Below are 22,169 nucleotides of genomic sequence, written 5' to 3' on the forward strand. Positions count from 1 at the left end.
TCGGCCCAGCACGTGGTCCGGACGTCGGTGGTTCAGCGGCCCTGTCCGGACGGGGCCGGCGGTGGCACCGGCAGCGGGGCGGCAGCCCCGGCGACCGCCGCCGCGACGATCGCCTCGATGGCGAACGTCGTCGACTCGGCCAGGTGCACGGCGTCGGGGTCGAGCAGCCACTGCACCTGCAGGCCGTCCATCACGCCGATGATCGCGCTGGCGGCCTGGCTCAACGTCAGCTCGGGCACGTCGGGGCCGGCCAGCTCGCGCAGGGCGTCGACGATCTCCCCGCGCAGGATCGAGAACCGGTTGCCGGCCCACGCCGCGGCCGGATGCCCCTCGGTGACCGACTCCCCGGTCAGCACCGTGTAGCCCTGCACCACGCCGCGGCGCTGCTCGTTGGCCCGGACCGTGCGCAGCAGGTGGACGAACAGCTCGAGGCCGCTGGGGATCTTCTGGCCCTCGAGGTCGCGGACGTCCTCCTTGTCGCGGTACTCGAGCACCTCGATCAGCAGCTGCTCCTTGGAGCCGAAGTGGTGCAGCACGCCGGCGTGGGTCATGCCGACCTGCTCGGCCACGTCGGCCAGCGAACCGGTCTTGTAGCCCTTGGCGCCGAAGGTGTGGGCCGCCGCGCGCAGGATCTCCTCGCGGCGCTCCGCTGTGGCGGGGCGGCGGCGCGGCCCGCGCGCGGCCGTGGCGCCGGGCTTCGTCGAGCGGCCCGCGGGCGCGGCGCTGCCCGGTGCGGCGTCCGTCGACGCCGACGTCGGAGGAGCGGGGTCCGCCATGGACCGACACCATACTGTTATCAATCACTTACTGACAGGTAAGTAAGCGATGTGGTTCTGTTCTCCGGTCGGACGACGACGTCCCCCGATCGGAAGGCCCCACCGCAGTGGCACTCGACACGGCTCAGCAGCCGAGCACCGGCACCGACGCGCTCGTCGCGCTCGCCGGCACCCTCACCCTCGAGGAGAAGGTCGCGCTCGTCGTCGGCGCCGGGCTGTGGACCACCACCGCGATCCCCCGGATCGGGCTGCGGGCGATGGTGCTGTCCGACGGACCGGCGGGGGTGCGCGGCATCGGCCCGGACGCCGGGACGTCCGCGTCGTTTCCTGCCCCGACCGCGCTCGCGGCCACCTGGGACGTCGAGCTGGCGGACCGCGTCGGCACGTTCTTCGCGGCCGAGGCCCACCGGCACGGCGTCGACGTGGTGCTCGCCCCGCAGGTGAACCTGCAGCGCACGCCCGTGGGCGGCCGGCACTTCGAGTGCTTCTCCGAGGACCCGCTGCTGACGTCCCTGATCACGGTGCCGCTGGTCGACGCCGCGCAGCGCGCCGGGGTGGCCATGTGCGTCAAGCACTTCGTCGCCAACGACTCCGAGACGGACCGCACCCGGTACGTGTCACGGGTCGACGAGCGCACGTTGCGCGAGGTCTACCTGCCGCCGTTCGAGGCGGCGGTGCGCGCCGGTGCCTGGTCCGTGATGGGCGCCTACAGCGGCGTGGACGACGGCGTGGAGGCGGCCCCGGCGCTCGAGCACCGGCACCTGCTGACCCAGGTGCTCAAGGACGAGTGGGGCTTCGACGGGGCCGTGGTCAGCGACTGGGTGGCCACCCGGTCGGTCGCCGGCGCGGTGCGCGGCGGGCTCGACCTGCAGATGCCCGGTCCGGACGGGCCCTGGGGCGACGGGCTGCTCGACGCGGTTCGTGCCGGTGTCGTGGCCGAGAGCGAGCTCGACGACAAGGTGGTGCGGCTGCTGCGGCTCGCGCAGCGGGTGGGCGCGTTGGCGTCGGACGACGACGAGACCGACCCCGTGCCGGCCGTGATCCCGCTGCCCGATCCGGCGCAGGTCGCCGCTCAGCTGCGCGCCCTGGTCACGGCGTCGATGGTGGTGCTGCGGGACCACGGCCTGCTGCCGCTGGTCGGCGCGCCCGGCGTCCCGGCCGCCGGACCGGCGCCCACCCGGGTGGCGCTGATCGGCGCGAACGCCGTCGAGCCGTTCCTGCAGGGCGGCGGCTCCTCGATGGTCGCCCCGGACCGGCGCGCGGTGCTGGCCGACCGGCTGGCGGACGCGCTCGGTGTGCAGGTGGACGTGCACGTCGGGGCGCGGTCCCGGCTGGTGCCGCCCGACCTCGACCTGGCGGCGTGCACCACGCCGGACGGCACCCGCGGCCTGCGCGTCGAGCTGCTCGACGCCCAGGGGACGGTGCTGGACAGCCGCGACGTCACCACCTGGAACGGCTGGTTGACCGAGCCGCCGGCCGCCGCCGCCTCGGTGCGGCTGCGCACCGCGATCCGGCTGACCGAGCCGGGCCTGCACGAGATCGGCGTCGGCACCGTGGGCGCCCATCGCCTGCTGGTCGACGGCGTCACCGTGTCCTCGTCCGACCACCTGGTCGGGGCCGAGGTGATCCTCGACTCGACCGTCAACCACCCCGTCCCGGCGACGCTGACCGTCGCCGGCCCGGCCACGGTGCACCTCGACGCGACCGTGCAGGCGGTGCACCCGGTCGGCTACGACTCGTTCGCCCGCGCCCTGCTGGTGCACCGCGTGCCCGGTCCGTCGGCAGCCCGGCTGCGCGAGGACGCCGTGGCGGCAGCCGCTGCGGCCGACGTCGCGGTCGTCGTCGTCGGCACCACCGAGGAGGTGGAGTCCGAGGGCTGGGACCGCACCTCGCTGGCCCTCCCGGGCGAGCAGGACGCCCTGGTCGACGCCGTGCTGGCCGCCAACCCGCGCACCGTCGTGGTGGTCAACGCCGGCGCGCCGGTGCTGCTGCCGTGGCTGGACCGGGCGCCGTGCGTGGTGTGGGGCTGGCTCGGCGGGCAGGAGTGGCCCGACGCGGTGGCCGACGTGCTGGCCGGCCGTGCGGAGCCGTCCGGGCGGCTGCCGTGGACGCTGCCCGCCCGCGCGCAGGACGTGCCGGTGCCGGACGCGGTCCCCGTGGACGGCGTGGTCGAGTACCGCGAGGGCGTGCACGTCGGGCACCGGTCGTGGGACCTGCTCGACCGCACGCCGGCGGCGCCGTTCGGTCACGGGCTGGGCTGGACCACCTGGGAGCACGAGTCCGCGACGCTCGCGGACCAGGCGCCCGACGGGTCCGTCGAGCTGGCCGTCACCGTGCGGAACACGGGCGTGCGGCACGGCCGCGAGGTGGTGCAGGTGTACGTCGAGCCCCCGGAGGGCACGCCTCGCGGCGAGCGTCCGGTGCGCGTGCTCGGCGGGTTCGCCGTGGTGGACGCCGAGCCGGGCGTCACCACCACGGTCCGGGTGCCGGTGGCCGTGCAGGCCTTCCGCACCTGGAGGGCGGGCGGCTGGACCGTCCCGGCCGGCACGTACCGGCTGCGCATCGGCCGGTCCTCGCGGGATCTGCGCCTGGCGCTGGACGTGGTCCAGCCGACGCGCGCAGCAGCACCTCAGTGATCGGTGGGGGCGTCCGCCCCCACTCATAGGTTCGGCAGCAACCAGTGCAAGGAGGCACTTGTGAGAACGCGGAAGCTCGCACCGCTCGTCGTGGGACTGACGGCCGTCGCGCTGGCCGTCACCGCCTGCTCGTCGGGCAGCGCCAGCAGCACCTCGTCGTCCGGGACCGGCGGCAAGGGATCGGGCGCGGTGCTGACCGTCGGCATGCCCAACGGCACGCTGACGGAGAACCAGAGCCCGATCATCCCCACCGGCTCCGCGGCCAAGTCGCTGGGTTACGCGTGGGTGATCTACGAGTCGCTCATGCAGGTCAACGACATCAAGCCGCTGGAGAACCCGACGCCGTGGCTGGCCACGTCGGTGACGTGGAACGCCGACTACACCGAGGCGAAGATCGTCGCCCGCGACGGTGTGAAGTGGTCCGACGGCCAGGCGTTCACCGCGAACGACATCGCCTTCACGATCAACCTGCTGATCAAGTACAAGGCGATCAACGCCGACTTCCCGGACCAGATCAAGTCCGCGACCGCGTCGGGCAACACGGTGACCGTCGACTTCACGCAGCCGGAGTACGTCAACCAGATCAAGCTGCTCAAGCAGGTGATCGTGCCCGAGCACCTGTGGAAGGACGTCGACCCGACCACCTACACCGACACCAAGCCGGTAGGCACCGGCCCGTACGTGCTGCAGTCCTGGACGCCGCAGGCCGCGACCCTCGTCCCGAACCCGACCTACTGGGGCGGCACGCCGAAGGTCGCCAAGCTGCAGTACTCGTCGTACAACGACAACAACGCCCTGACCACGGCCCTGACCACCGGTGAGGCGCAGTGGGGCTGGACGTTCATCGCCGACTACAAGAACACGTACATCGCCAAGAACCCGAAGGCCTTCCACCAGGTCGCCGGCGGGGGCTTCGGTGTCGACGTGCTGTACCTGAACAACGAGAAGGCGCCGTTCGACAACGTCGCGTTCCGCAAGGCCCTGAGCATGGTGGTGGACCGCGAGCAGATCTCCCAGCTCGCCGGTTCCGGCGTGTGGCCCGCGATCGGGTCCGTGACCGGCATGCCGAGCCCGTCGGGTGACGACTGGATCGCGCCGGACTACAAGGGCAAGAAGCAGTCGGTGGACGTCAACGCCGCGAAGGCGCTGCTCAAGGACGCCGGCTACACGTGGGACGGCTCCGGCAAGCTGCTCGACCCCAAGGGTGCGAAGGTCACCTTCGAGCTGGTCAACCCGGCCGGCTGGAACGACTACCTGACGGCGCTCGACCTGATCAAGACGGCCGCCGCCCAGCTCGGTGCCGACGCCACCGTCAACGCCGCGAACCAGGACGCCTGGTTCAACGACATCATCCCCAACGGCAACTTCCAGGCGACGCTGCACTGGACCGACGGCGGCGCCACCCCGTGGAACATGTACGCGGACGTGATGGACGGCGCCTCGTACGTGCCGCTGGGCCAGACGGCGACGTGGGACTTCGGCCGGTACAAGAACGACGAGGTCACCAAGGCGCTCGCCGACTTCCGCGGCGCGTCCGACGACGCCACCCGCAAGTCCTCGCTCGCCGTGGTGCAGAAGCACTTCGTCGAGGACGCCCCGGCGCTGGTGATCTGGGCCCGTCCGTCCGTCGCGCAGTACTCGACGGCGAACTACACGGGCTTCCCGACGGACGACGACCCGTACGCGAACCCGCAGCCGACGGGTCCGCAGGCCGCCCAGATCGTCATGAAGCTCACGCCCACCAAGTGAGCCCCTGACCCCGTCCGTCAGCTGTTCGAACCGGGTGCGGCGGCCGCGTCCCCCGCGGTCGCCGCACCCGGTGAGCCCGTCCCCTCGAGGTGAACGTTGAGCAACCCCCCGCACGTGCCGGGGCCCCGGTCGGCCCCCGCCCCCGACGTCCCGGCGCTGCAGGCCGTGGGCCTGCGCAAGCACTTCCCCGTCCGCGGCGTCCGCTCGCACGACGTGGTGCACGCCGTCGAGGACGTCGACCTGGAGCTGCACCGCGGCCGGGTCGTCGCGCTGGTCGGTGAGTCCGGCTCCGGCAAGTCGACGATCGCCCGGCTGCTCGCCCAGCTGATGCCCGCGACCGCCGGCCAGGTGCTGGTGGACGGCCAGGACGCCACCGTGCACGGTCGGCGGGCGTTCCGGGCCTACACCCGGCGCGTGCAGATGATCTTCCAGGACCCGTTCGCCTCGCTGAACCCGATCCACACGGTGCGGTACACGCTGACCCGCGCGGTGCGGATCCACCAGGGACGGCTGCGCGGCGAACAGCTCGAGGCGGCGCTGACCGGGCTGCTGGAGCGCGTCCAGCTGGTGCCGGCGGCGCAGTACGTGGACAAGTTCCCGCACGAGCTGTCCGGCGGGCAGCGCCAGCGCGTCGCGATCGCCCGGACGCTGGCGGCCGACCCCGACGTGCTGCTGGCCGACGAGCCGATCTCGATGCTCGACGTGTCCATCCGCCTCGGCATCCTCAACCTGCTGCGCGACCTGCGGGACCGCCTGCAGATCGCCATCCTCTACATCACGCACGACATCGCCTCGGCCCGGTACTTCGCCGACCGCGTGATGGTGATGTACGCCGGCCGCGTCGTGGAGACGGGGGACGCCGAGTCGGTGACCCAGGAGCCGGCGCACCCGTACACGCAGCTGCTGGTGCGGTCGGCGCCCGACCCCGACGACCTCGCGGCCCGCGCCCACGGCGCCCACGGCGAGGCACCGTCGCTGGTGCACCCGCCGAGCGGCTGCCGGTTCCACCCCCGCTGCCCGTTCGCGGTGGACCTGTGCAGCGCGGAGGTGCCGCCGCTGCTCGAGGTCGGTGCCGGCCGGCAGTCGGCGTGCTGGGGCTACTCGGACCGGCCCGACGCACCTGTGCTCGGCTCGGTGCTGGACGCCTACGGCGACCGCGCGGCACTGGCCGCCGCCACGGGCCCCGCGCGCCCGTCCACCGTGCCGGTCGAGGAGGACCTGTCGTGAAGTTCTTCGTCCGCCGCGCGATCTTCTACGTCATCACGGCGTGGGCCGCGGTCACCATCAACTTCGTCATCCCGCGGATGATGCCGGGCGACCCGGTCGCCGCGCTGATCGCCAAGAACCAGGGCCGCCTCGACTCCTCCGCCGAGCAGGCGCTGCGCGTGCTGTTCGGCCTGGACAGCCACGCGTCGATCTGGAGCCAGTACGTGCAGTACTGGCGGCTGCTGCTGCACGGCAACCTCGGGCTGTCGTTCAGCTACTTCCCGACGCCGGTGGTCGACGTGATCAAGCAGTCGCTGCCGTGGACCATCGGGCTGGTCGGCATCGCCACGGTGCTCAGCTTCGTCATCGGCACGCTGATCGGGGCGGGCATCGGCTGGCGGCGCGGCACCTGGGCGGACATGCTCCTGCCGGTCTCCACCTTCTTCCAGGCGGTGCCGTACTTCTGGCTCGGCCTGCTGTGCATCGCGCTGTTCTCGGTGAAGCTCGGCTGGCTGCCGGCCTCGGGCAGCTACGACCGGTCGATGGTGCCGGCGCTGACGCCGGAGTTCGCCGGGTCGGTGATCCGGTACGGCACCCTGCCGGCGCTGACCATCGTGCTGTCGTCCATCGCCGGCTGGATCCTCGGGATGCGCAACATGATGGTGACCGTCTCCTCGGAGGACTACGTCACCGTCGCCCACGCCAAGGGCCTGTCCGAGCGCCGCGTGATGTTCGGCTACGCCGCGCGGAACGCGATCCTGCCGCAGGTGTCCAGCTTCGCCCTGTCCCTCGGCTTCATCGTCGGCGGGACGCTGGTGATGGAGATGGTCTTCAGCTACCAGGGCATCGGCTGGGCGCTCTACACCGCGGTGTCCAACCACGACTACCCGTTGATGCAGGGCTGCTTCCTGGTGATCACCCTGTCCGTGCTGGTGGCCAACGCCGTCGCGGACGTCGTGTACGCCCTGCTCGACCCGCGCACCCGGCAGGAGGGCTGACATGGCCGTCGACACCACCGCGCTGACCACCGGCGCCGACGTCACCGCTCCCGTGCAGGGGGCTCGCAAGGGCAAGCGGCGCCGGCTGCTGTTCCTGCGCAACGCCAAGGCGATCACCGGCATGGCGATCCTCGGGTTCTTCGGCGTGCTCGCCGTGATCGGCCCCTGGATCGCGCCGTACGACCCGAGCGCCGTCTCGACGGCGATCCTCAAGCCGCCGTCGGCCCAGCACTGGCTGGGCACCACCCACCTGGGTCAGGACGTGCTGTCGCAGATCGTCGTGGGCACCCGCGGCGTGATGGTGGTCGGCCTGATCGCCGGGGTGGTGGCCACCGCGATGGGCGTGCTGATCGGCGTGACCGCCGGCTACCTCGGCGGTGCGGGCGACGAGACGCTGTCGGCGCTGTCCAACGTGTTCCTGGTGATCCCGCAGCTGCCGCTGATCATCATCATCGCCGGGCAGCTGCCGTCGGCCGGCGGCATCACCGTCGCGATGGTGATCGCGCTGACCGGCTGGGCGTGGGGCGCGCGCGTGCTGCGCGCGCAGACGCTGTCGCTGCGTCGTCGGGACTTCGTGGAGGCCGCGCGCGCCAACGGCGAGAGCACGTGGCGCATCATCACCAGCGAGATCCTGCCCAACCTGACGGCGATCATCGCCAGCGGCTTCGTCGGCACCGTGGTGTTCGCCGTGCTCTCGCAGATCACGCTCGCGTTCATCGGCGTGACCAGCGTGTCCAGCTGGAACTGGGGAACCATCCTGTTCTGGGCCCAGGGCAACCTCGCGCTGCAGCGCGGCGCCTGGTGGTGGTTCGTGCCCGCCGGCCTCTGCATCGCCCTGCTGGGCACCGGCCTGACGCTGATCAACTTCGGCATCGACGAGTTCGTCAACCCCCGCCTGCGCAGCACCGGCCTCAACGCCGGCTCCCTGCGCCGGCGCGGCATCCGGCCGCGCGTCGGGTTCACGCCCGTGGTGCACGAGGCGAAGGAGAAGTGAGCGTGGACGTGGTGCTGGAGGAGACCAGCCCGGGGCGGGCGGTGGTCGGCGATCCCGTGCTCGAGATCCGCAACCTGTCGGTGGACTACGGGTACGACGAGGACCCGGTGCACGTGCTGCGCCAGGTGTCGCTGACCCTGCACCGCGGCGAGGTGCTGGGCCTGGCCGGTGAGTCGGGCTGCGGCAAGTCGACGCTGGCCTACGCCGCCACTCGCCTGCTGCCCCCGCCGGGCCTGGTCACCGGGGGAGAGGTGGTGTTCACCGACCGGGACGGGTCGCGCCGCGACCTGCTGGCGCTGAGCGACACCGAGCTGCGCGCCTCCCGCTGGCAGGACACGGCGATCGTGTTCCAGGGGGCGATGAACTCCCTCAACCCGGTGTTCCGGGTGGGCCGCCAGATCGCCGACGGCATCCGGGCGCACCGGCCCGGGATGGGCCGCGCCGAGTCGCTGGAGAAGGCGGCCGAGCTGCTCGAGCTTGTGGGCATCTCCACCGACCGGCTGCGCAGCTACCCGCACCAGCTGTCCGGCGGCATGCGGCAGCGCGTGATGATCGCGATGGCGCTGGCCCTGGACCCGCAGGTGCTGATCATGGACGAGCCGACCACGGCCCTGGACGTGGTGATGCAACGGCAGATCGTCGAGCAGATCGCCGACCTGCGCGAACGCCTCGGCTTCTCCGTCGTCTTCATCACGCACGACGTGTCCCTGCTGATCGAGATCGCCGACCGGATCGCCATCATGTACGCGGGCGAGATCGTCGAGGACGCCGCCGCCCAGGACGTGTACCGCCGCCCGCGCCACCCCTATGCGCGCGGTCTGCTGCACTCGTTCCCGCCGCTGCGCGGGCCGAAGCGCGAGCTGGGCGGCATCCCGGGCTCTCCGCCGGACCTGGCGGCCCTGCCGTCCGGCTGTGCGTTCCGGGCCCGCTGCCCGTACGCGTTCGACGCGTGCGCGGCGGTGCGGCCGGAGCTGGTGGTCCCGGCGGTGGCCGGCGACGACCCGCGACGGTCGGTGGCGTGCCTGCGCCACGACCCGGACCGGGTGGCCGCCGCCGGGTTCGAGCCGGTGCCCGTGCCGGCGGAGCTCGCAGCCCGCTGAGCCGGGCCCGCTGAGCCGGCCGGCGGGCCGCCGGGTCCGTCCCCGGCGGCCCGCCGGTTCGCGTCCCGGTAGGTGGGGGCGGCACAGTGTGCGGGTGCGCGTTCGGGTGCAGGGTCGGCTGACGACGGGACGGTCGGCGCTGGTCGGCGCCACCGGGGTGCTCCTGCTGCTGGCCGGGTGCACGGTCGGCACGTCGCCGTCCGACGGTTCGGCCACCGCGGCGTCCGCGCGGCCGTCGGCGGGAGCGGAGGCCGGGTCCTCGATCGCCACGGCCGCCGACGGGTCCACGTCGGCGCCGTCACCCAGCGTGTCCGGCGTCTCGTCGAACCGGCCGTGCGTCGGCGCCGCGCAGCCGGCCACCTGGGAGCACGTGATCTGGATCTGGTTCGAGTACAAGCCCTCGACCAGCATCATCGGCTCGCCGGACGCGTCCTACATCACCACGCTCGCCGCCTCGTGCGCGCTCGCGATGGACTACCACGGCGTCACGCACCCGTCGCTGCCCAACTACCTCGCGGCCACCTCCGGCTCCACCAACGGCGTCGCGGACGACGGCGACCCCGCGGTCCACCCGCTGTCCGGCCCGTCCCTGTTCGGTCAGGTGGCGGCCGCCGGCAAGCAGTGGCGGTCGTACCAGGAGGGGATGCCGTCGCCGTGCGCACCCAGCTCCTCGGGCTCCTATGCCGTCCGCCACAACCCGGCCGCCTACTACACGGCACTCCGGGCCGACTGCGCCCGCTGGGACGTCGGCCTCGGCCAGCTGACCACCGACCTAGCCACCGACCGGCTGCCCGCGTTCTCCCTGGTCACGCCCGACCTGTGCCACGACATGCACGACTGCTCGGTGTCCACCGGCGACACGTGGCTGCGCGAGCACCTGCCGGCGGTGCTGAACAGCAGCGCGTACACCCGCGGCACCACGGTGGTGCTGATCACGTGGGACGAGGACGACAGCGCGCACGACAACCACGTCCCGCTGCTGGTGGTCGCGCCCACCGTCCCCGCGCAGACCCGGATCGGCACGCGCCTGGACCACTACTCCCTGCTGCGCACCACCGAGCAGCTGCTCGGCCTGCCGCTGCTCGGCTCCGCGGCCCAGGCGACGACGATCCCCGGGCTCGGCGGCTGACCGGGCGGGTCGTCGTCGGGACCGCGCCGCTCTCAGGCATCCCGACGTCGGCTCCCAGCACCGTCCCAGGATCGGGCGATGGGCTGACCGGGTCACATCGACCAGGAGGCCAGCCATGACGGTTCCCACCGTGCCGCGCACGTCCGAGCACCGACCGCTGGAGGGCGAGGGGTGGCTCACCGCCCAGGTGCGACCGGCGGGGTCGTTCGGGCGGGAGGACGTCGGCCGGTTGCGGGCCCTGCTGGACGCGCTCTCCGCGTGCGCCTCGCTCGTCGTGCTCGACCTCGGCGCGGCGCGGTTGCGGTCCGGACGGGCGGCCGCGGCGATCGACGAGGCGGCGGCCCGGCTCGAGGGCCGTGGCGGTTGCCTGCTGTGCATCAACGCGGACGACGAGGCGCGGGGCCGGCTGGGTGCGTGCACGCACGCGCTGGTGGTCGGCGCCGGTGAGCCGGTGCCGGTCGCCGTGGCCTGACGGGCCGTGGGCCGACGGGCCGGCGGCGTGGCAGCGGTGCCGTCGCCTACCGTGGGGCCGTGAGCAGGCGACGCGCGGCGCTGGTCGCCTGGTCGGTGGCGGCCGTCTCGGCCGTCGGCGTGTGGCTGCTGTGGCGGGTTTTCGTGGACACGGTGGCCGGTCAGCAGGTGGAGCGGCTGGCGTTCGACGGTGCGCGGTTCGGCCAGACGCACCTGTGGAGCACCGCGCACGGCGTGCTCGACGTGGTGTCCACGTGGTTCATCGCGGCGGCGCTGGCCGTCTCGGTGGTGGTGGCCCTGGTCCGGCGCCGGTGGGAGCTCGCCGTGCAGGTGGCCGTGCTGGTGATCGGCGCCAACGGCACCACGCGGCTGCTCAAGCTGGTGGTGCTGCAGCGCCCGCACCTGCAGCCCGGCACCGGCGACAACACGCTGCCGAGCGGTCACACCACCGCGGCGGCCTCCGTCTCGGCGGCCCTGCTGTTCGTCGTCCCGCCGCGTGCCCGTCCGTGGGTGGCCGGTCTGGGCGGCGCGTACACGGCGGCGACCGGCGTCTCGACGCTGATCGGCCGCTGGCACCGTCCGTCAGACGCCGTGGCCGCGACCCTCGTCGTGCTCGCGTGGACCGCCGTCGCGTGCGCCCTGTCCACCTACCGCCGCTCCGCGCCGACCGTCACCGACCAGGTGCCGGTGGTCCGCACCGAGCGGGGGCCGAGCACGTACTCGGTGGTGCTCGGCGTGCTGCTGGCCGGCGGCGTCGCGGCGGGAGCCGTCGGGGCGCTGCTGCTGGTCCGCACGTGGTCCGTGCGCGCCGCCACGGCCACCCGGGCCGCCGAGGTGCTGGCCTACGCCGGTGGGGTGAGCGCGGTGATCGCCGCCTCGGCGCTGACCTTCGACGCGATGCTGGTGCTGCGCCGGGCCACCGGCTCGCTTGACGGAAGGTCGTAGGGTTCGGCGGGAACGGCGCTCGACCGATGCGCCGGAACGCTGGAGAGGCCGGACAGCATGGCTGCAGGACGCAAGCTCGTCATCGTGGAGTCGCCTGCCAAGGCGCGCACGATCGCGGGGTACCTCGGCGAGGGGTACGACGTCGAGGCGTCCGTGGGCCACATCCGCGACCTCCCGCAGCCGTCCGAGCTGCCGGCGGAGATGAAGAAGGGTCCGTTCGGCAAGTTCGCCGTCGACGTCGACAACGGGTTCACGCCGTACTACGTGGTGGATGCGGACAAGAAGAAGAAGGTCGCCGAGCTCAAGCGGCTGCTGAAGGACTCCGACGAGCTCTACCTCGCCACCGATGAGGACCGCGAGGGCGAGGCGATCGCCTGGCACCTGCTGGCCGAGCTCAAGCCCAAGGTGCCGGTCAAGCGGATGGTGTTCCACGAGATCACCCGCGAGGCGATCCAGCGGGCCCTCACGTCGACCCGCGAGCTGGACGACCGGCTGGTGGACGCGCAGGAGACGCGCCGCATCCTCGACCGCCTGTACGGGTACGAGGTGTCGCCGGTGCTGTGGCGCAAGGTGCGGCCCGGGCTGTCGGCCGGCCGCGTGCAGTCCGTGGCGACCCGCCTGGTGGTGGAGCGCGAGCGGGAGCGGATGGCGTTCCGCGCCGCGGACTACTGGGACCTGACCGGCACCTTCGCGGTGGCGGACGACGACGAGCCGACGTTCTCCGCCCGGCTGACCGGGCTCGACGGGGCGCGCGTCGCGAGCGGCCGCGACTTCGACGACCGCGGCGCCCTGCGCTCGTCGTCCGGCGTCGTCGCGCTCGACGAGGCCGCCGCGACCGCCCTGGTCACCGCTCTGGCCGACTCGCCGTTCGCCGTGCAGTCGCTCGACACCAAGCCGTACACCCGCCGTCCCGCGGCGCCGTTCACCACCTCCACGCTGCAGCAGGAGGCGGGCCGCAAGCTGCGGATGAGCGCCCGCCAGGCGATGCGCACCGCGCAGGGGCTGTACGAGAACGGCTACATCACCTACATGCGGACCGACTCGCCCGCGCTGAGCACGCAGGCGATCGACGCGGCCCGCCGGCAGGCCGCCGAGCTGTACGGCGCGGAGTACGTGCCGGACGCGGCCCGCATCTACACGGCCAAGGCGAAGGGCGCCCAGGAGGCGCACGAGGCGATCCGCCCCGCCGGTGACCACTTCCGCACGCCGGCCCAGGTGGCCCGCGAGCTGTCCGGCGACCAGTTCCGGCTGTACGAGCTGATCTGGAAGCGCACGGTCGCCTCGCAGATGGCGGACGCCCGTGGCCAGACGGCCTCGGTGCGGCTCGCGGCGACCGCGAGCGACGGGCGCGAGGCCGTGTTCTCCGCCTCCGGCACCGTGATCACCTTCCGCGGGTTCCTCGCCGCCTACGAGGAGGGCCGGGACGTCTCCCGGTACGACGACGACGCCGCGGCCGGCTCCGCCGGCGAGGGCCGCGAGGCGCGATTGCCGCGGATGGCGCAGGGCGACCCGCTGACCGCCACGGACCTGGACGCCGAGGGGCACCGCACCTCACCGCCCCCCCGGTACACCGAGGCGAGCCTGGTCAAGGCCCTCGAGGAGCGCGGCATCGGCCGCCCGTCCACCTACGCCGCCACCATCTCGACCATCCAGGACCGCGGCTACGTCACCAGCCGCGGCCAGGCGCTGGTGCCGACGTGGCTGGCGTTCGCCGTCACGCGGCTGCTCGAGGAGAACTTCGACCGGCTGGTCGACTACTCCTTCACGGCCGACATGGAGGAGGGCCTCGACGCGATCGCCGAGGGCCAGCGGGACCGGGTCGACTGGCTGACCGAGTTCTACTTCGGCGACCGCTCCGACTCCCGCGAGTCCGGCGGGCTGCACGGGCTGGTGGACAACCTCGGCGAGATCGACGCGCGGGACGTGAACTCGATCGACGTCGGCGACGGCATCACGCTGCGCGTCGGCCGGTACGGGCCCTACCTCGAGGCGCCGCCGCTGGAGGGCTCCACCGACCCGCAGCGCGCGTCGGTGCCGGACGACCTGGCACCGGACGAGCTGACCGTCGAGAAGGCCCACGAGCTGCTGACCACGCAGCCGGACGGCGACCGCGAGCTGGGCACCGACCCGTCCACCGGGACCACCATCGTCGCGCGCAGCGGCCGCTACGGCCCCTACGTCACCGAGGTGCTGCCCGAGCCGGAGCTCGACCCGAACCTCTCGGCGGCCGCGAAGAAGAAGGCCCTGGCCGCCGCACCGAAGCCGCGCACCGGCTCGCTGTTCAAGTCGATGTCCCTGGACACGATCACGCTCGAGGACGCGCTCAAGCTGCTGTCCCTGCCGCGCGTGGTCGGCACCGACCCGGAGACGGGTGCCGAGATCACCGCCCAGAACGGCCGCTACGGGCCCTACCTGAAGAAGGGCACCGACGCGCGCACCCTCCCGTCGGAGGAGGCGCTGTTCGACGTCACCCTCGAGGACGCGCTGGCCATCTACGCCCAGCCGAAGCGGGGCCGTGGTGCGGTGGCCACGCCGCCGCTGCGCGAGCTCGGCACCGACCCGACCAGCGGCAAGCCGATCGTGGTGAAGGACGGCCGGTTCGGTGCCTACGTCACCGACGGCGTCACCAACCGCACGCTGCCCAAGGACACGACGCCGGAGTCCATCACCCCGGAAGAGGCGATCGCCCTGCTGGCGGCCAAGCGGGAGGCCGGCCCGACCAAGCGGAAGGCCGCTCCCCGGGCCCGTGCCGGTGCCGGGAAGAGCCGGGCGAGCTCGCGCTCCTGACGGGTTCGCCAGGCTCGCCGTGACGCGTTCGGGCGCGCGCGACGAGGCGGTCGCCGCAGCGCTACGTTGGCGCCATGCCACGCACCGAGGACCCCCGTACCGCACCTCCGATCCGCTGGGGCATCCTCGGCGCCGGCGGCATCGCCTCCGTGTTCGCCCATGCGGTGGCGCAGCACACGCGGGCCCAGCTCGTGGCCGTCGGCTCCCGCAACCGTGACCGTGCCGAGCGGTTCGCCACGGCGCACGGCATCCCCACCACCCACGTCGGCTACCGGCAGCTGGTCGAGGACCCGCAGGTCGACGCCGTCTACATCGCCACCCCGCACTCCGAGCACCGCGACAACGCCCTGCAGGCGATCAAGGCCGGCAAGCACGTGCTCGTCGAGAAGGCGTTCACGCGCAACGTCGGCGAGGCCGAGGAGATCTTCTCCGCCGCCCGGCAGGCCGGCGTCTTCGTCATGGAGGCGATGTGGACGCGGTTCCTGCCGCACGTCGCCGCGCTGCACCAGGTGATCGACGCCGGTGAGATCGGCGAGATCGTCAACCTGCGCGCCGACCACGGTCAGTGGTTCGCCTTCGACCCGCGCAGCCGCGTGTTCGCCCCTGAGCTGGCCGGCGGCGCCCTGCTCGACCTCGGCGTGTACACCACCGCCTGGGCGCACGACTTCCTGGGGGTTCCCGACGAGGTGCACGCGGTCGGCGTGCTCACCGAGACGGGCGTGGACGGGCAGGTGTCGACGGTGCTGAAGTACGGCGACCGGGCTCTGGCCACGCTGAACACCACGTTGTGGGCCAAGACGCCGACCACGTCCTCCATCTCGGGCACGGAAGGTCACATCCGGGTGGCCGGGGAGTTCTACCGGCCGACGTCGTTCCAGGTGACCCGTCGGGACGGGCGCGTGTGGACGTTCTCCCAGCCGGCCGAGAACGGCCTGCAGTACGAGGCGGCCGAGGTCGCGCGTCGGGTCGCCGCGGGCGAGACCGAGAGCCCGCGGATGACGTGGGAGGGCACGCTGGCCGTGCTGCGGACGATGGACGAGGTGCGGCGGCAGGTCGGCGTCGTGTACCCGGGCGAGCCGCGGGGCTGACCCGCAGCCGACGGTGGCGGAGGGGGACCGGTCGAGGCGGCCGGTCCCCCTCGCCGTGCCGGGCGCTGTCGGTGCCGGCGGCTACCCTGGCGCACGTGAACGGGCTGTTCGTGTCCTTCGAGGGCGGTGACGGGGCCGGGAAGTCGACGCAGGCCCGTGCGCTGCGCGACTGGCTCGAGGACACCGGCCGCACGGTGCTGCTCACCTTCGAGCCGGGGGACACCGAGCTGGGCCGCGTGCTCCGCACCGCGGTGATGCACGGCGACCACGTCGACGCCCGCACCGAGGCGCTGCTGTACGCCGCCGACCGCGCGCACCACGTCACCACCGTCGTGCGTCCCGCGCTGGAGCGGGGCGAGGTGGTGGTGACCGACCGGTACCTCGACTCGTCGGTGGCGTACCAGGGGGTCGGCCGGGACCTGGGTGCGGACGCCGTCGAGCAGCTGTCGCTGTGGGCGACCGAGGGGCTGCTGCCGGCGCTGACGGTGCTGCTCGACATCGACCCGGTGGCGGGCAAGGCGCGGCTGACCGGGGAGCCGGACCGGCTCGAGCGCGCCGGTGACGAGTTCCACCGGCGGACGCGACAGGCGTTCCTCGACCGGGCGGCGGCGGACCCGGGGCGGTGGCTGGTGCTGGACGGGACGCGGCCGGCCGACGAGCTGGCAGCGGCGATCCGGGCGCGTGTGGAGCCCTTGCTGAGCGGTGTGCCGGTGGGTGCCGCGGGGGACGTCGGGCGTTCGGGCCGGGCCTCGTCGTGACCGTCTGGGACGACGTCGTCGGGCAGGAGCCGGCCGTCGCCGTGCTCTCGCACGCGGTGGCGGACCCGACGGCGATGACCCACGCCTGGTTGCTGACCGGGCCGCCGGGATCGGGCCGGTCCAACGCGGCGCGGGCCTTCGCCGCGGCGCTGCAGTGCCCACGCGGCGGCTGCGGGGTGTGCCACGAGTGCACGACGACGCTCGCGGGCACCCATCCGGACGTGACGCTGGTGGCCACCGAGGGCGTGTTCATCCGCGTCGACACCGCGCGCCCGCTGGTGGAGCTGGCGGCGCGGGCGCCGTCGCAGGGCCGGTGGCGGGTGGTGGTGGTCGAGGACGCGGACCGGCTGAACGACTCGTCGGGCAACGTGCTGCTCAAGGCGATCGAGGAGCCGGCGGCTCGCACCGTCTGGGTGCTGTGCGCGCCGAGCGCCCAGGACGTGCTGGTCACCCTGCGCTCGCGCTGCCGTTCGGTGCCGCTGCGGGTGCCGCCGGTCGATGCGGTCGCGGAGCTGCTGGCTCGTCGGGACGGTATCGACCCGACCACAGCCCTGGTGGCGGCCCGTGCCGCGCAGAGCCACGTCGGTATCGCGCGCCGGCTCGCGCGGGACGCGGACGCGAGGGCTCGCCGCAACCGCGTGCTCGAGCTGGCGGGCGGCATCCGCGGCGTCGGCGACGCGGTGCTCGCGGCGGGGGAGCTGGTCGAGACGTCGCAGGCGGAGGCCCGCGCGCGGACGGACGAGAAGGACGCGGCCGAGCGTGCGGCGTTGCTGCACACGCTCGGCGCCGAGAACGCCGCGACGCTGCCGCCGACGGTGCGGGCGCAGGTGCGCCAGCTCGAGGAGGAGCAGAAGCGCCGCGCGACCCGCTCGCAGCGCGACGTGCTGGACCGCGCGATGGTGGACCTGCTGTCGCTCTACCGCGACGTGCTGGTGGTGCAGCTCGGGGCGGGTGTGGAGCTGGTCAACAGCGAGCACGAGGCCCTGGTGCGGGGGCTGGCGGCGGACAGCACCGCGGAGCAGACGCTGCGGCGGATGGATGCCGTGGGCATCGCACGGACGCGGCTGGCCGGGAACGTGGCGCCGCTGCTGGCGGTCGAAGCGATGGCGGTGGCGCTCCGGCCGCAGGGCTGAGGGTAGGGGCGCTCAGGTAAGAGTCGGCCTCGTATCTCTACGCAGCTTCTGGGCGGCGATGCGGTGGACGCTGCCGTCGGCGCACGGGCCGTATCGCTCACAGCGAACACACAGGGCGACGAACACACGTTCGAATAGCGCAAGGACCCGATATCGTTGGTCCTGGCGGGACGGGTCTCAGGGGTGGGCGGTGGTGGCGGTGCACGGGTCGGCGGCGGACGGAGTCGTCGGCGTGCTCACTGTGGCGGTCGACGCCGTCGTGGAGGGTGTGCGGCAGCCCTCGTCGGTCGGCGGTCTTCTCGGCGGTGAAGCCCTCGACGTGCTGCTCAACCTCGTCGAGCAGGTGGACCGCCTGAGCGCCGCCGCTGCGTGGCTGTCGGCGTCGGCGGCCGAGGACGGGATGTGGGCGGCCGACGGTTCCCGCTCGTTCGCGCACTGGCTGGCCGCACGCACCGGGATGTCGTTCGTCAGGGCGCGCGAGCTCGTCACCACGGGCCGCGTGCTGCGTGCCCATCTGCCCGGCACGAGCGCCGCAGCACTGGCCGGGGTGGTGGGCCGGGACCAGGTGCGGACGATGGTGACGGTCGTCGCGACGAGCGAGCCGCGGTGCGACGCTCTCGCGGCCTCGGCGGAGGAGTGCGGTGAGGAGTTCCTCGTCGAGCACGCCGCTCAGGACGGCGCCGACGGGTTCCGCCGGCTGGCTCGGCGCTGGGCCGCTGCGGCCGATCCCGAGGCGGACGAGCGCGGGTACCGAGAGGCGTGCGACCGGGAGTTCGTGGGGCTCGCTGCCACGAAGGGCGGGTACCACCTCTCCGGCTTCCTGACGACCGAGCACGGTGCTGCGGTCGACGCCGCGCTGGACACCGTGATGACGGCCCCGGCGCCGGACGACCGGCGGACCACGCAGCAGCGTCGCGCGCAGGGGTTGGCGGACGTGGCACGGCTCGTTCTCGACCACGGGTTGGTCGGCACCGGTGCAGCGGTCCGACCGCACCTCGACGTCGTCGTCGACTTCGAGACGTTGCGGCGTGCTGTCGAGGCCGGCGCCCCGGACCTGCGCGACGCCGGTGGAGCTGCGGAGCGCCGAGTGGCGGAGCGTCGAGTGGTGGAGGGCGGCGCGCGCACAGGAGCGCGACGACCGTTCCGGTTGCCAACCGTCGCGGAGGTCGACCGGTTCGCGGTGGCGGAGCTGGTCGGTGCCGGGCCGGTGCCGCAGACGGTCCTCGCGCGACTGGCCTGCGACTCCGCCGTCTCGCGCCTCGTGTTCGGTCCGGACTCCCAGGTGATCAACGTCGGCCGCGCCGAGCGCACCTACGCCGGACCCCGCCGGAGGGCGGTGGTGGCCCGCGACGGCACGTGCCGATATCCCGGGTGCACTGCGCCGCCGGCGCTGGGCGAGATCCACCACGTCGCCGAGTGGGTGCGGGACGGTGGCGAGACCGACGTCAACACGGGCGTCCTGCTGTGCTGGCACCACCACGACGTGGTCCACCGGCACCACGTACAGATTCGCCGGTCGTCGGGCGGCGGGTGGTCGTTCACCAGCCGCCACGGCGTACCGCTCGTCGCGACAGCGGGTGGTCGCACGGACGCCGGGAGGCTGGCTGTCCTGGGCGGCGGGTAGCGGCACTAGAGGCATCAGTGTCTCTTGAATCGTGGGCCTCGATAAGATGCGCTCGTGGATCTTGATGGGGTCCCGCGGCGCCGACGCCGCGGCGCTCAGCTCGACGCGGCGCTGCTCGAGGCGGCGTGGGCCGAGCTGGTGGAGCGGGGCTATGCCGATCTGACGTTCGAGGCCGTCGCCACGCGGGCCGGCACGTCGCGCAGCGTCGTCTACCGCCGCTGGGCCACTCGTCGTGACCTGGCGCTGGCGGCCCTGCGGCACCGCACCGCCGGTGACGCCGGACCGGTGCCGGACACCGGCAGCCTGCGCGGCGACCTGCTCGAGATCCTGCAGGCGATGACGGGGCGCTCGGACGTGATGGTGCTGCTCGGCGTGCAGATGGGGGAGTTCTACCGGGAGACCGGCATCGCCCCGTACGCGTTGCGCGAGCACTGGCTCGGCGGCGGCGGTGCCGCGGTCGTGGAGGTGGTGCGCCGTGCCGAGCGCAGGGGCGAGGTGGACCCGAGCCGGGTCACGTCGCGCACCCTGCGCCTCGCCGCTGACCTGCTGCGTCAGGAGGTGACGACGACGCTGCGGGCGCCGTCGGCCCAGGCCGTGAGGGCGATCGTCGACGAGGTCGTCGTCCCGCTGCTCACCGGCGGGGAGCAGCCCGTCACGCCATAGGGGACGGCGCGCCGGCCGGTGCCGCAACGGGCAGGGCGACCGTGAACGCCGCACCGCCCTCCGGGGCGACGTCGACGGCGATGGCGCCGCCGAGCCGCTGCACCAGACCGTGCACCAGCGACAGGCCGATGCCGACGCCCACGGGCCGCTCGTCGCGGTAGCGCGCGCCGAGCGCACCGGGCTCGAAGGCGACGGCACGGTCGGCCTCGGTCAGTCCTGGCCCGCCGTCGCGCACCTGCAGCACGGCGGCCGTCCCAGGCGGGTCGGTCGGAGCAGGCGCGCGTGCGGCCAGCACCACCGGGCGGCCGGCCGGGGTCATTCGGACGGCATTCGCCGCCAGGCCGTCGAGCACCTGCCGCAACCGGCCGGGATCCGTGCGGACCACGAGCGGCACGGGCGGCAGCTCGACCCGCAGCACCGCGCCGGACGTCGCCGCCCGGGCCGACCAGCTGCGGCCGGCATCGTCGACCAGTGCGCCGAGGTCCACCGTGGCCGGCTCCAGCCGGAAGTCGTCCGCACCCATCCGGGCCAGCGCCAGCAGGTCCTCCACCAGCCGGGCCAGCCGCTGCGACTCCGCGACCACCACGCGGCCGGCCTCCCGGGCCTGCTCACCCTCGACCACACCGTCTGCGATCGACTCGCCGAACCCCTGCACCGCGGTGAGCGGTGTGCGCAGCTCGTGGGAGACGGACAGCAGGAACCGACGCTGCCGGGCCTCGGACGTCGCCAGCGCCGCGGCCAGGGAGTTCAGCGAGTCGGCCACCTCGGCGATCTCGGGAGGACCCTCGGCCGGCACCCTGACGTCACGCCGGCCGTGCTGCAGGGCGGCCGCCGCGACGGCGGTGCGTCGCAGCGGACGGGTCAGCAGCCGGGCGGCACCTCCGCCGGCGAGGAGACCGACGCCGAGCCCCACGGCGAGGGCGATGGCCACCGCCCGCTCAACGCGCTGCAGCGGCCGGGCCTCGGCGCGCGCCAGTGCCCGTTCACGCGCCCGCTCCCGAGCTCGCTCCGCCGGAGTGGTGGCGACCGGTTCGGGCGCCGCCGCCGCGGCAGCCGCGATGCGGTCCTCCTGGACGACGGCGCGCGCGGCGGCCACCCCCGAGAGGGCGGCGGCGACCAGCGCGACCGCGACGCACACCAGGGTCATCTGGACGCTGAGGCTCAGGGGGCCGTACCACCGACGGGGGGCGTCGCGGCGGGGTGCGTCCGGAGGGCTGGCGACGGGGATCGGAACAGTGGCGGGAGACCGATCGTCCGCCGGCCTGCCGGTCACCGCCGACCTCGCCCACGCTGGTCGGAGGGTCCACGGGGGTCGGGGTCGGCAGCGCTGCGCTCCTGCTGGTCGGCTGCGTCTGGCTCGCCCGGGTCACCGGACGCGCGCTCCCCCTGGTCAGCATCGGCGCGTCCGCCCTGCTCGGTGCCGCCCACCGCCTCGTCGGCCGCGTAGCCGACCCCGCGGACCGTGCGCAGCGGTGCGTCCGGGCCCAGCTTGGCGCGGAGCTGGGCGACGTGGACGTCGACCGTGCGGCTGCCCGCGTCGGCGTAGCCCCAGACCGCCGCGAGCAGCTCCTCGCGCTGCCACACCCGTCCCGGCGAGCGCAGCAGGTGCGCCAGCAGGTCGAACTCCGTGGCGGTCAGGTGCACCGGACGGTTGGCGACCCACACCCGCCGGCCGGGCACGTCGACGGTCACGGGCCCCAGCGTGAGCCGCTCGGCGTCCACCGGCTGCGTCCGGCGCAGCACCGCGTGCACCCGGGCGACGAGCTCGCGGGGGCTGAACGGCTTGGTGACGTAGTCGTCGGCGCCGAGCTCGAGCCCGAGCACCCGGTCCACCTCGTCGTCCCGTGCGGTGACGAACAGCACCGGCGTGCGGTCCCCGCGAGCCCGCAGCCGTCGGCACACCTCGATGCCGTCCAGGCCGGGCAGCCCGATGTCCAGCACCACGGCGACGGGCCGGTGGGTCAGCACGGCCTGCAGCGCGTGCGAGCCGTCGGCGTAGGCCTGCACCGTGAACCCGTCGCGGGTCAGGTACAGGCGCACCAGCTCGGTCACCGCCGGGTCGTCCTCGGCGAGCACCACCAGCCCGCTGCCCTGCGCCATCGATCCTCCTGT

Annotated in this window: 18 protein-coding genes; 15 read left to right on the top strand and 3 right to left on the bottom strand. The window is 73.8% G+C overall.

The features are described 5' to 3' along the window. Nucleotides 1–32: 32 nt before the first annotated feature. Nucleotides 33–776, bottom strand: coding sequence for a TetR/AcrR family transcriptional regulator (locus N0B34_RS10165; RefSeq protein WP_263731256.1), 744 nt, complete (start codon nucleotides 774–776; stop codon nucleotides 33–35). Between the two features lie 107 nt (nucleotides 777–883). Here N0B34_RS10165 and N0B34_RS10170 point away from each other — a divergent pair, with 107 nt between their 5' ends. The 15 genes from N0B34_RS10170 (at nucleotide 884) to N0B34_RS10240 (ending at nucleotide 20,057) form a co-directional block, all read left to right on the top strand. After that, nucleotides 884–3,412: a beta-glucosidase family protein gene (locus N0B34_RS10170; RefSeq protein ID WP_263731257.1), complete on the top strand. Its 2,529-nt coding sequence runs from the start codon at nucleotides 884–886 to the stop codon at nucleotides 3,410–3,412. 60 nt (nucleotides 3,413–3,472) lie between these two features. Next, entirely contained in the window at nucleotides 3,473–5,161 is a 1,689-nt protein-coding gene (locus N0B34_RS10175) for an ABC transporter substrate-binding protein (RefSeq protein ID WP_263731258.1), read from the top strand. Nucleotides 5,162–5,257: 96 nt separating this feature from the next. Further along, on the top strand, nucleotides 5,258–6,388 hold the full coding sequence (locus N0B34_RS10180; protein ID WP_263731259.1) for an ABC transporter ATP-binding protein: 1,131 nt from the start codon (nucleotides 5,258–5,260) through the stop codon (nucleotides 6,386–6,388). After that, the gene (locus N0B34_RS10185; protein ID WP_263731260.1) at nucleotides 6,385–7,365 is read left to right on the top strand and encodes an ABC transporter permease; all 981 of its coding nucleotides are present in this window, start codon (nucleotides 6,385–6,387) and stop codon (nucleotides 7,363–7,365) included. Before N0B34_RS10180 ends, N0B34_RS10185 begins: the two co-directional genes overlap by 4 nt. A 1-nt stretch (nucleotide 7,366) precedes the next feature. Continuing rightward, nucleotides 7,367–8,359 carry an ABC transporter permease gene (locus N0B34_RS10190; protein ID WP_263731261.1) on the top strand — a complete coding sequence of 331 codons (993 nt, stop codon included), beginning with the start codon at nucleotides 7,367–7,369 and terminating at the stop codon, nucleotides 8,357–8,359. Between the two features lie 8 nt (nucleotides 8,360–8,367). Then, nucleotides 8,368–9,459 (top strand): ABC transporter ATP-binding protein, encoded by a 1,092-nt coding sequence (locus tag N0B34_RS10195; protein WP_412175729.1) that lies wholly within the window; start codon nucleotides 8,368–8,370, stop codon nucleotides 9,457–9,459. A gap of 94 nt (nucleotides 9,460–9,553) precedes the next feature. Beyond that, entirely contained in the window at nucleotides 9,554–10,588 is a 1,035-nt protein-coding gene (locus tag N0B34_RS10200; RefSeq protein WP_263731263.1) for an alkaline phosphatase family protein, read from the top strand. A gap of 115 nt (nucleotides 10,589–10,703) precedes the next feature. Continuing rightward, complete coding sequence (locus tag N0B34_RS10205) at nucleotides 10,704–11,060, top strand: hypothetical protein (protein WP_263731264.1); 357 nt, start codon at nucleotides 10,704–10,706, stop codon at nucleotides 11,058–11,060. Nucleotides 11,061–11,119: 59 nt separating this feature from the next. After that, complete coding sequence (locus tag N0B34_RS10210) at nucleotides 11,120–12,004, top strand: phosphatase PAP2 family protein (protein ID WP_263731265.1); 885 nt, start codon at nucleotides 11,120–11,122, stop codon at nucleotides 12,002–12,004. A 57-nt stretch (nucleotides 12,005–12,061) separates the two neighbouring features. Then, nucleotides 12,062–14,791, top strand: a complete 2,730-nt coding sequence (gene topA, locus N0B34_RS10215) for a type I DNA topoisomerase (RefSeq protein WP_263731266.1) — start codon at nucleotides 12,062–12,064, stop codon at nucleotides 14,789–14,791. A gap of 74 nt (nucleotides 14,792–14,865) precedes the next feature. After that, nucleotides 14,866–15,879 carry a Gfo/Idh/MocA family protein gene (locus N0B34_RS10220; RefSeq protein ID WP_263731267.1) on the top strand — a complete coding sequence of 338 codons (1,014 nt, stop codon included), beginning with the start codon at nucleotides 14,866–14,868 and terminating at the stop codon, nucleotides 15,877–15,879. 95 nt (nucleotides 15,880–15,974) lie between these two features. Beyond that, complete coding sequence (gene tmk, locus N0B34_RS10225) at nucleotides 15,975–16,637, top strand: dTMP kinase (RefSeq protein ID WP_318529983.1); 663 nt, start codon at nucleotides 15,975–15,977, stop codon at nucleotides 16,635–16,637. Then, nucleotides 16,634–17,770 (top strand): DNA polymerase III subunit delta', encoded by a 1,137-nt coding sequence (locus N0B34_RS10230; protein WP_263731268.1) that lies wholly within the window; start codon nucleotides 16,634–16,636, stop codon nucleotides 17,768–17,770. Before tmk ends, N0B34_RS10230 begins: the two co-directional genes overlap by 4 nt. A 232-nt stretch (nucleotides 17,771–18,002) precedes the next feature. Then, nucleotides 18,003–19,394 (top strand): HNH endonuclease signature motif containing protein, encoded by a 1,392-nt coding sequence (locus N0B34_RS10235; protein WP_263731269.1) that lies wholly within the window; start codon nucleotides 18,003–18,005, stop codon nucleotides 19,392–19,394. Nucleotides 19,395–19,448: 54 nt separating this feature from the next. Next, on the top strand, nucleotides 19,449–20,057 hold the full coding sequence (locus tag N0B34_RS10240; RefSeq protein ID WP_263731270.1) for a TetR/AcrR family transcriptional regulator: 609 nt from the start codon (nucleotides 19,449–19,451) through the stop codon (nucleotides 20,055–20,057). On the opposite strand, the gene N0B34_RS10245 is transcribed toward N0B34_RS10240, so the two are convergent. Further along, entirely contained in the window at nucleotides 20,047–21,204 is a 1,158-nt protein-coding gene (locus N0B34_RS10245; protein WP_263731271.1) for a sensor histidine kinase, read from the bottom strand. The genes N0B34_RS10240 and N0B34_RS10245 overlap by 11 nt on opposite strands. Before the next feature lie 122 nt (nucleotides 21,205–21,326). Next, nucleotides 21,327–22,157 carry a response regulator transcription factor gene (locus tag N0B34_RS10250; protein ID WP_263731272.1) on the bottom strand — a complete coding sequence of 277 codons (831 nt, stop codon included), beginning with the start codon at nucleotides 22,155–22,157 and terminating at the stop codon, nucleotides 21,327–21,329. Between the last annotated feature and the right edge of the window lie 12 nt (nucleotides 22,158–22,169).

The organism is Cellulomonas sp. SG140, from assembly GCF_025770785.1.
GTDB lineage: Bacteria > Actinomycetota > Actinomycetes > Actinomycetales > Cellulomonadaceae > Cellulomonas.

What these genes read in the sequence shown, in the direction of transcription:
- N0B34_RS10250 (WP_263731272.1), bottom strand. Translation starts at nt 22,157, where the DNA reads ATGGCGCAGGGCAGCGGGCTGGTGGTGCTCGCCGAGGACGACCCGGCG.
- N0B34_RS10220 (WP_263731267.1), top strand. Translation starts at nt 14,866, where the DNA reads ATGCCACGCACCGAGGACCCCCGTACCGCACCTCCGATCCGCTGGGGC.
- N0B34_RS10190 (WP_263731261.1), top strand. Translation starts at nt 7,367, where the DNA reads ATGGCCGTCGACACCACCGCGCTGACCACCGGCGCCGACGTCACCGCT.
- N0B34_RS10205 (WP_263731264.1), top strand. Translation starts at nt 10,704, where the DNA reads ATGACGGTTCCCACCGTGCCGCGCACGTCCGAGCACCGACCGCTGGAG.
- topA (WP_263731266.1), top strand. Translation starts at nt 12,062, where the DNA reads ATGGCTGCAGGACGCAAGCTCGTCATCGTGGAGTCGCCTGCCAAGGCG.
- N0B34_RS10245 (WP_263731271.1), bottom strand. Translation starts at nt 21,204, where the DNA reads ATGACCCTGGTGTGCGTCGCGGTCGCGCTGGTCGCCGCCGCCCTCTCG.
- N0B34_RS10165 (WP_263731256.1), bottom strand. Translation starts at nt 776, where the DNA reads ATGGCGGACCCCGCTCCTCCGACGTCGGCGTCGACGGACGCCGCACCG.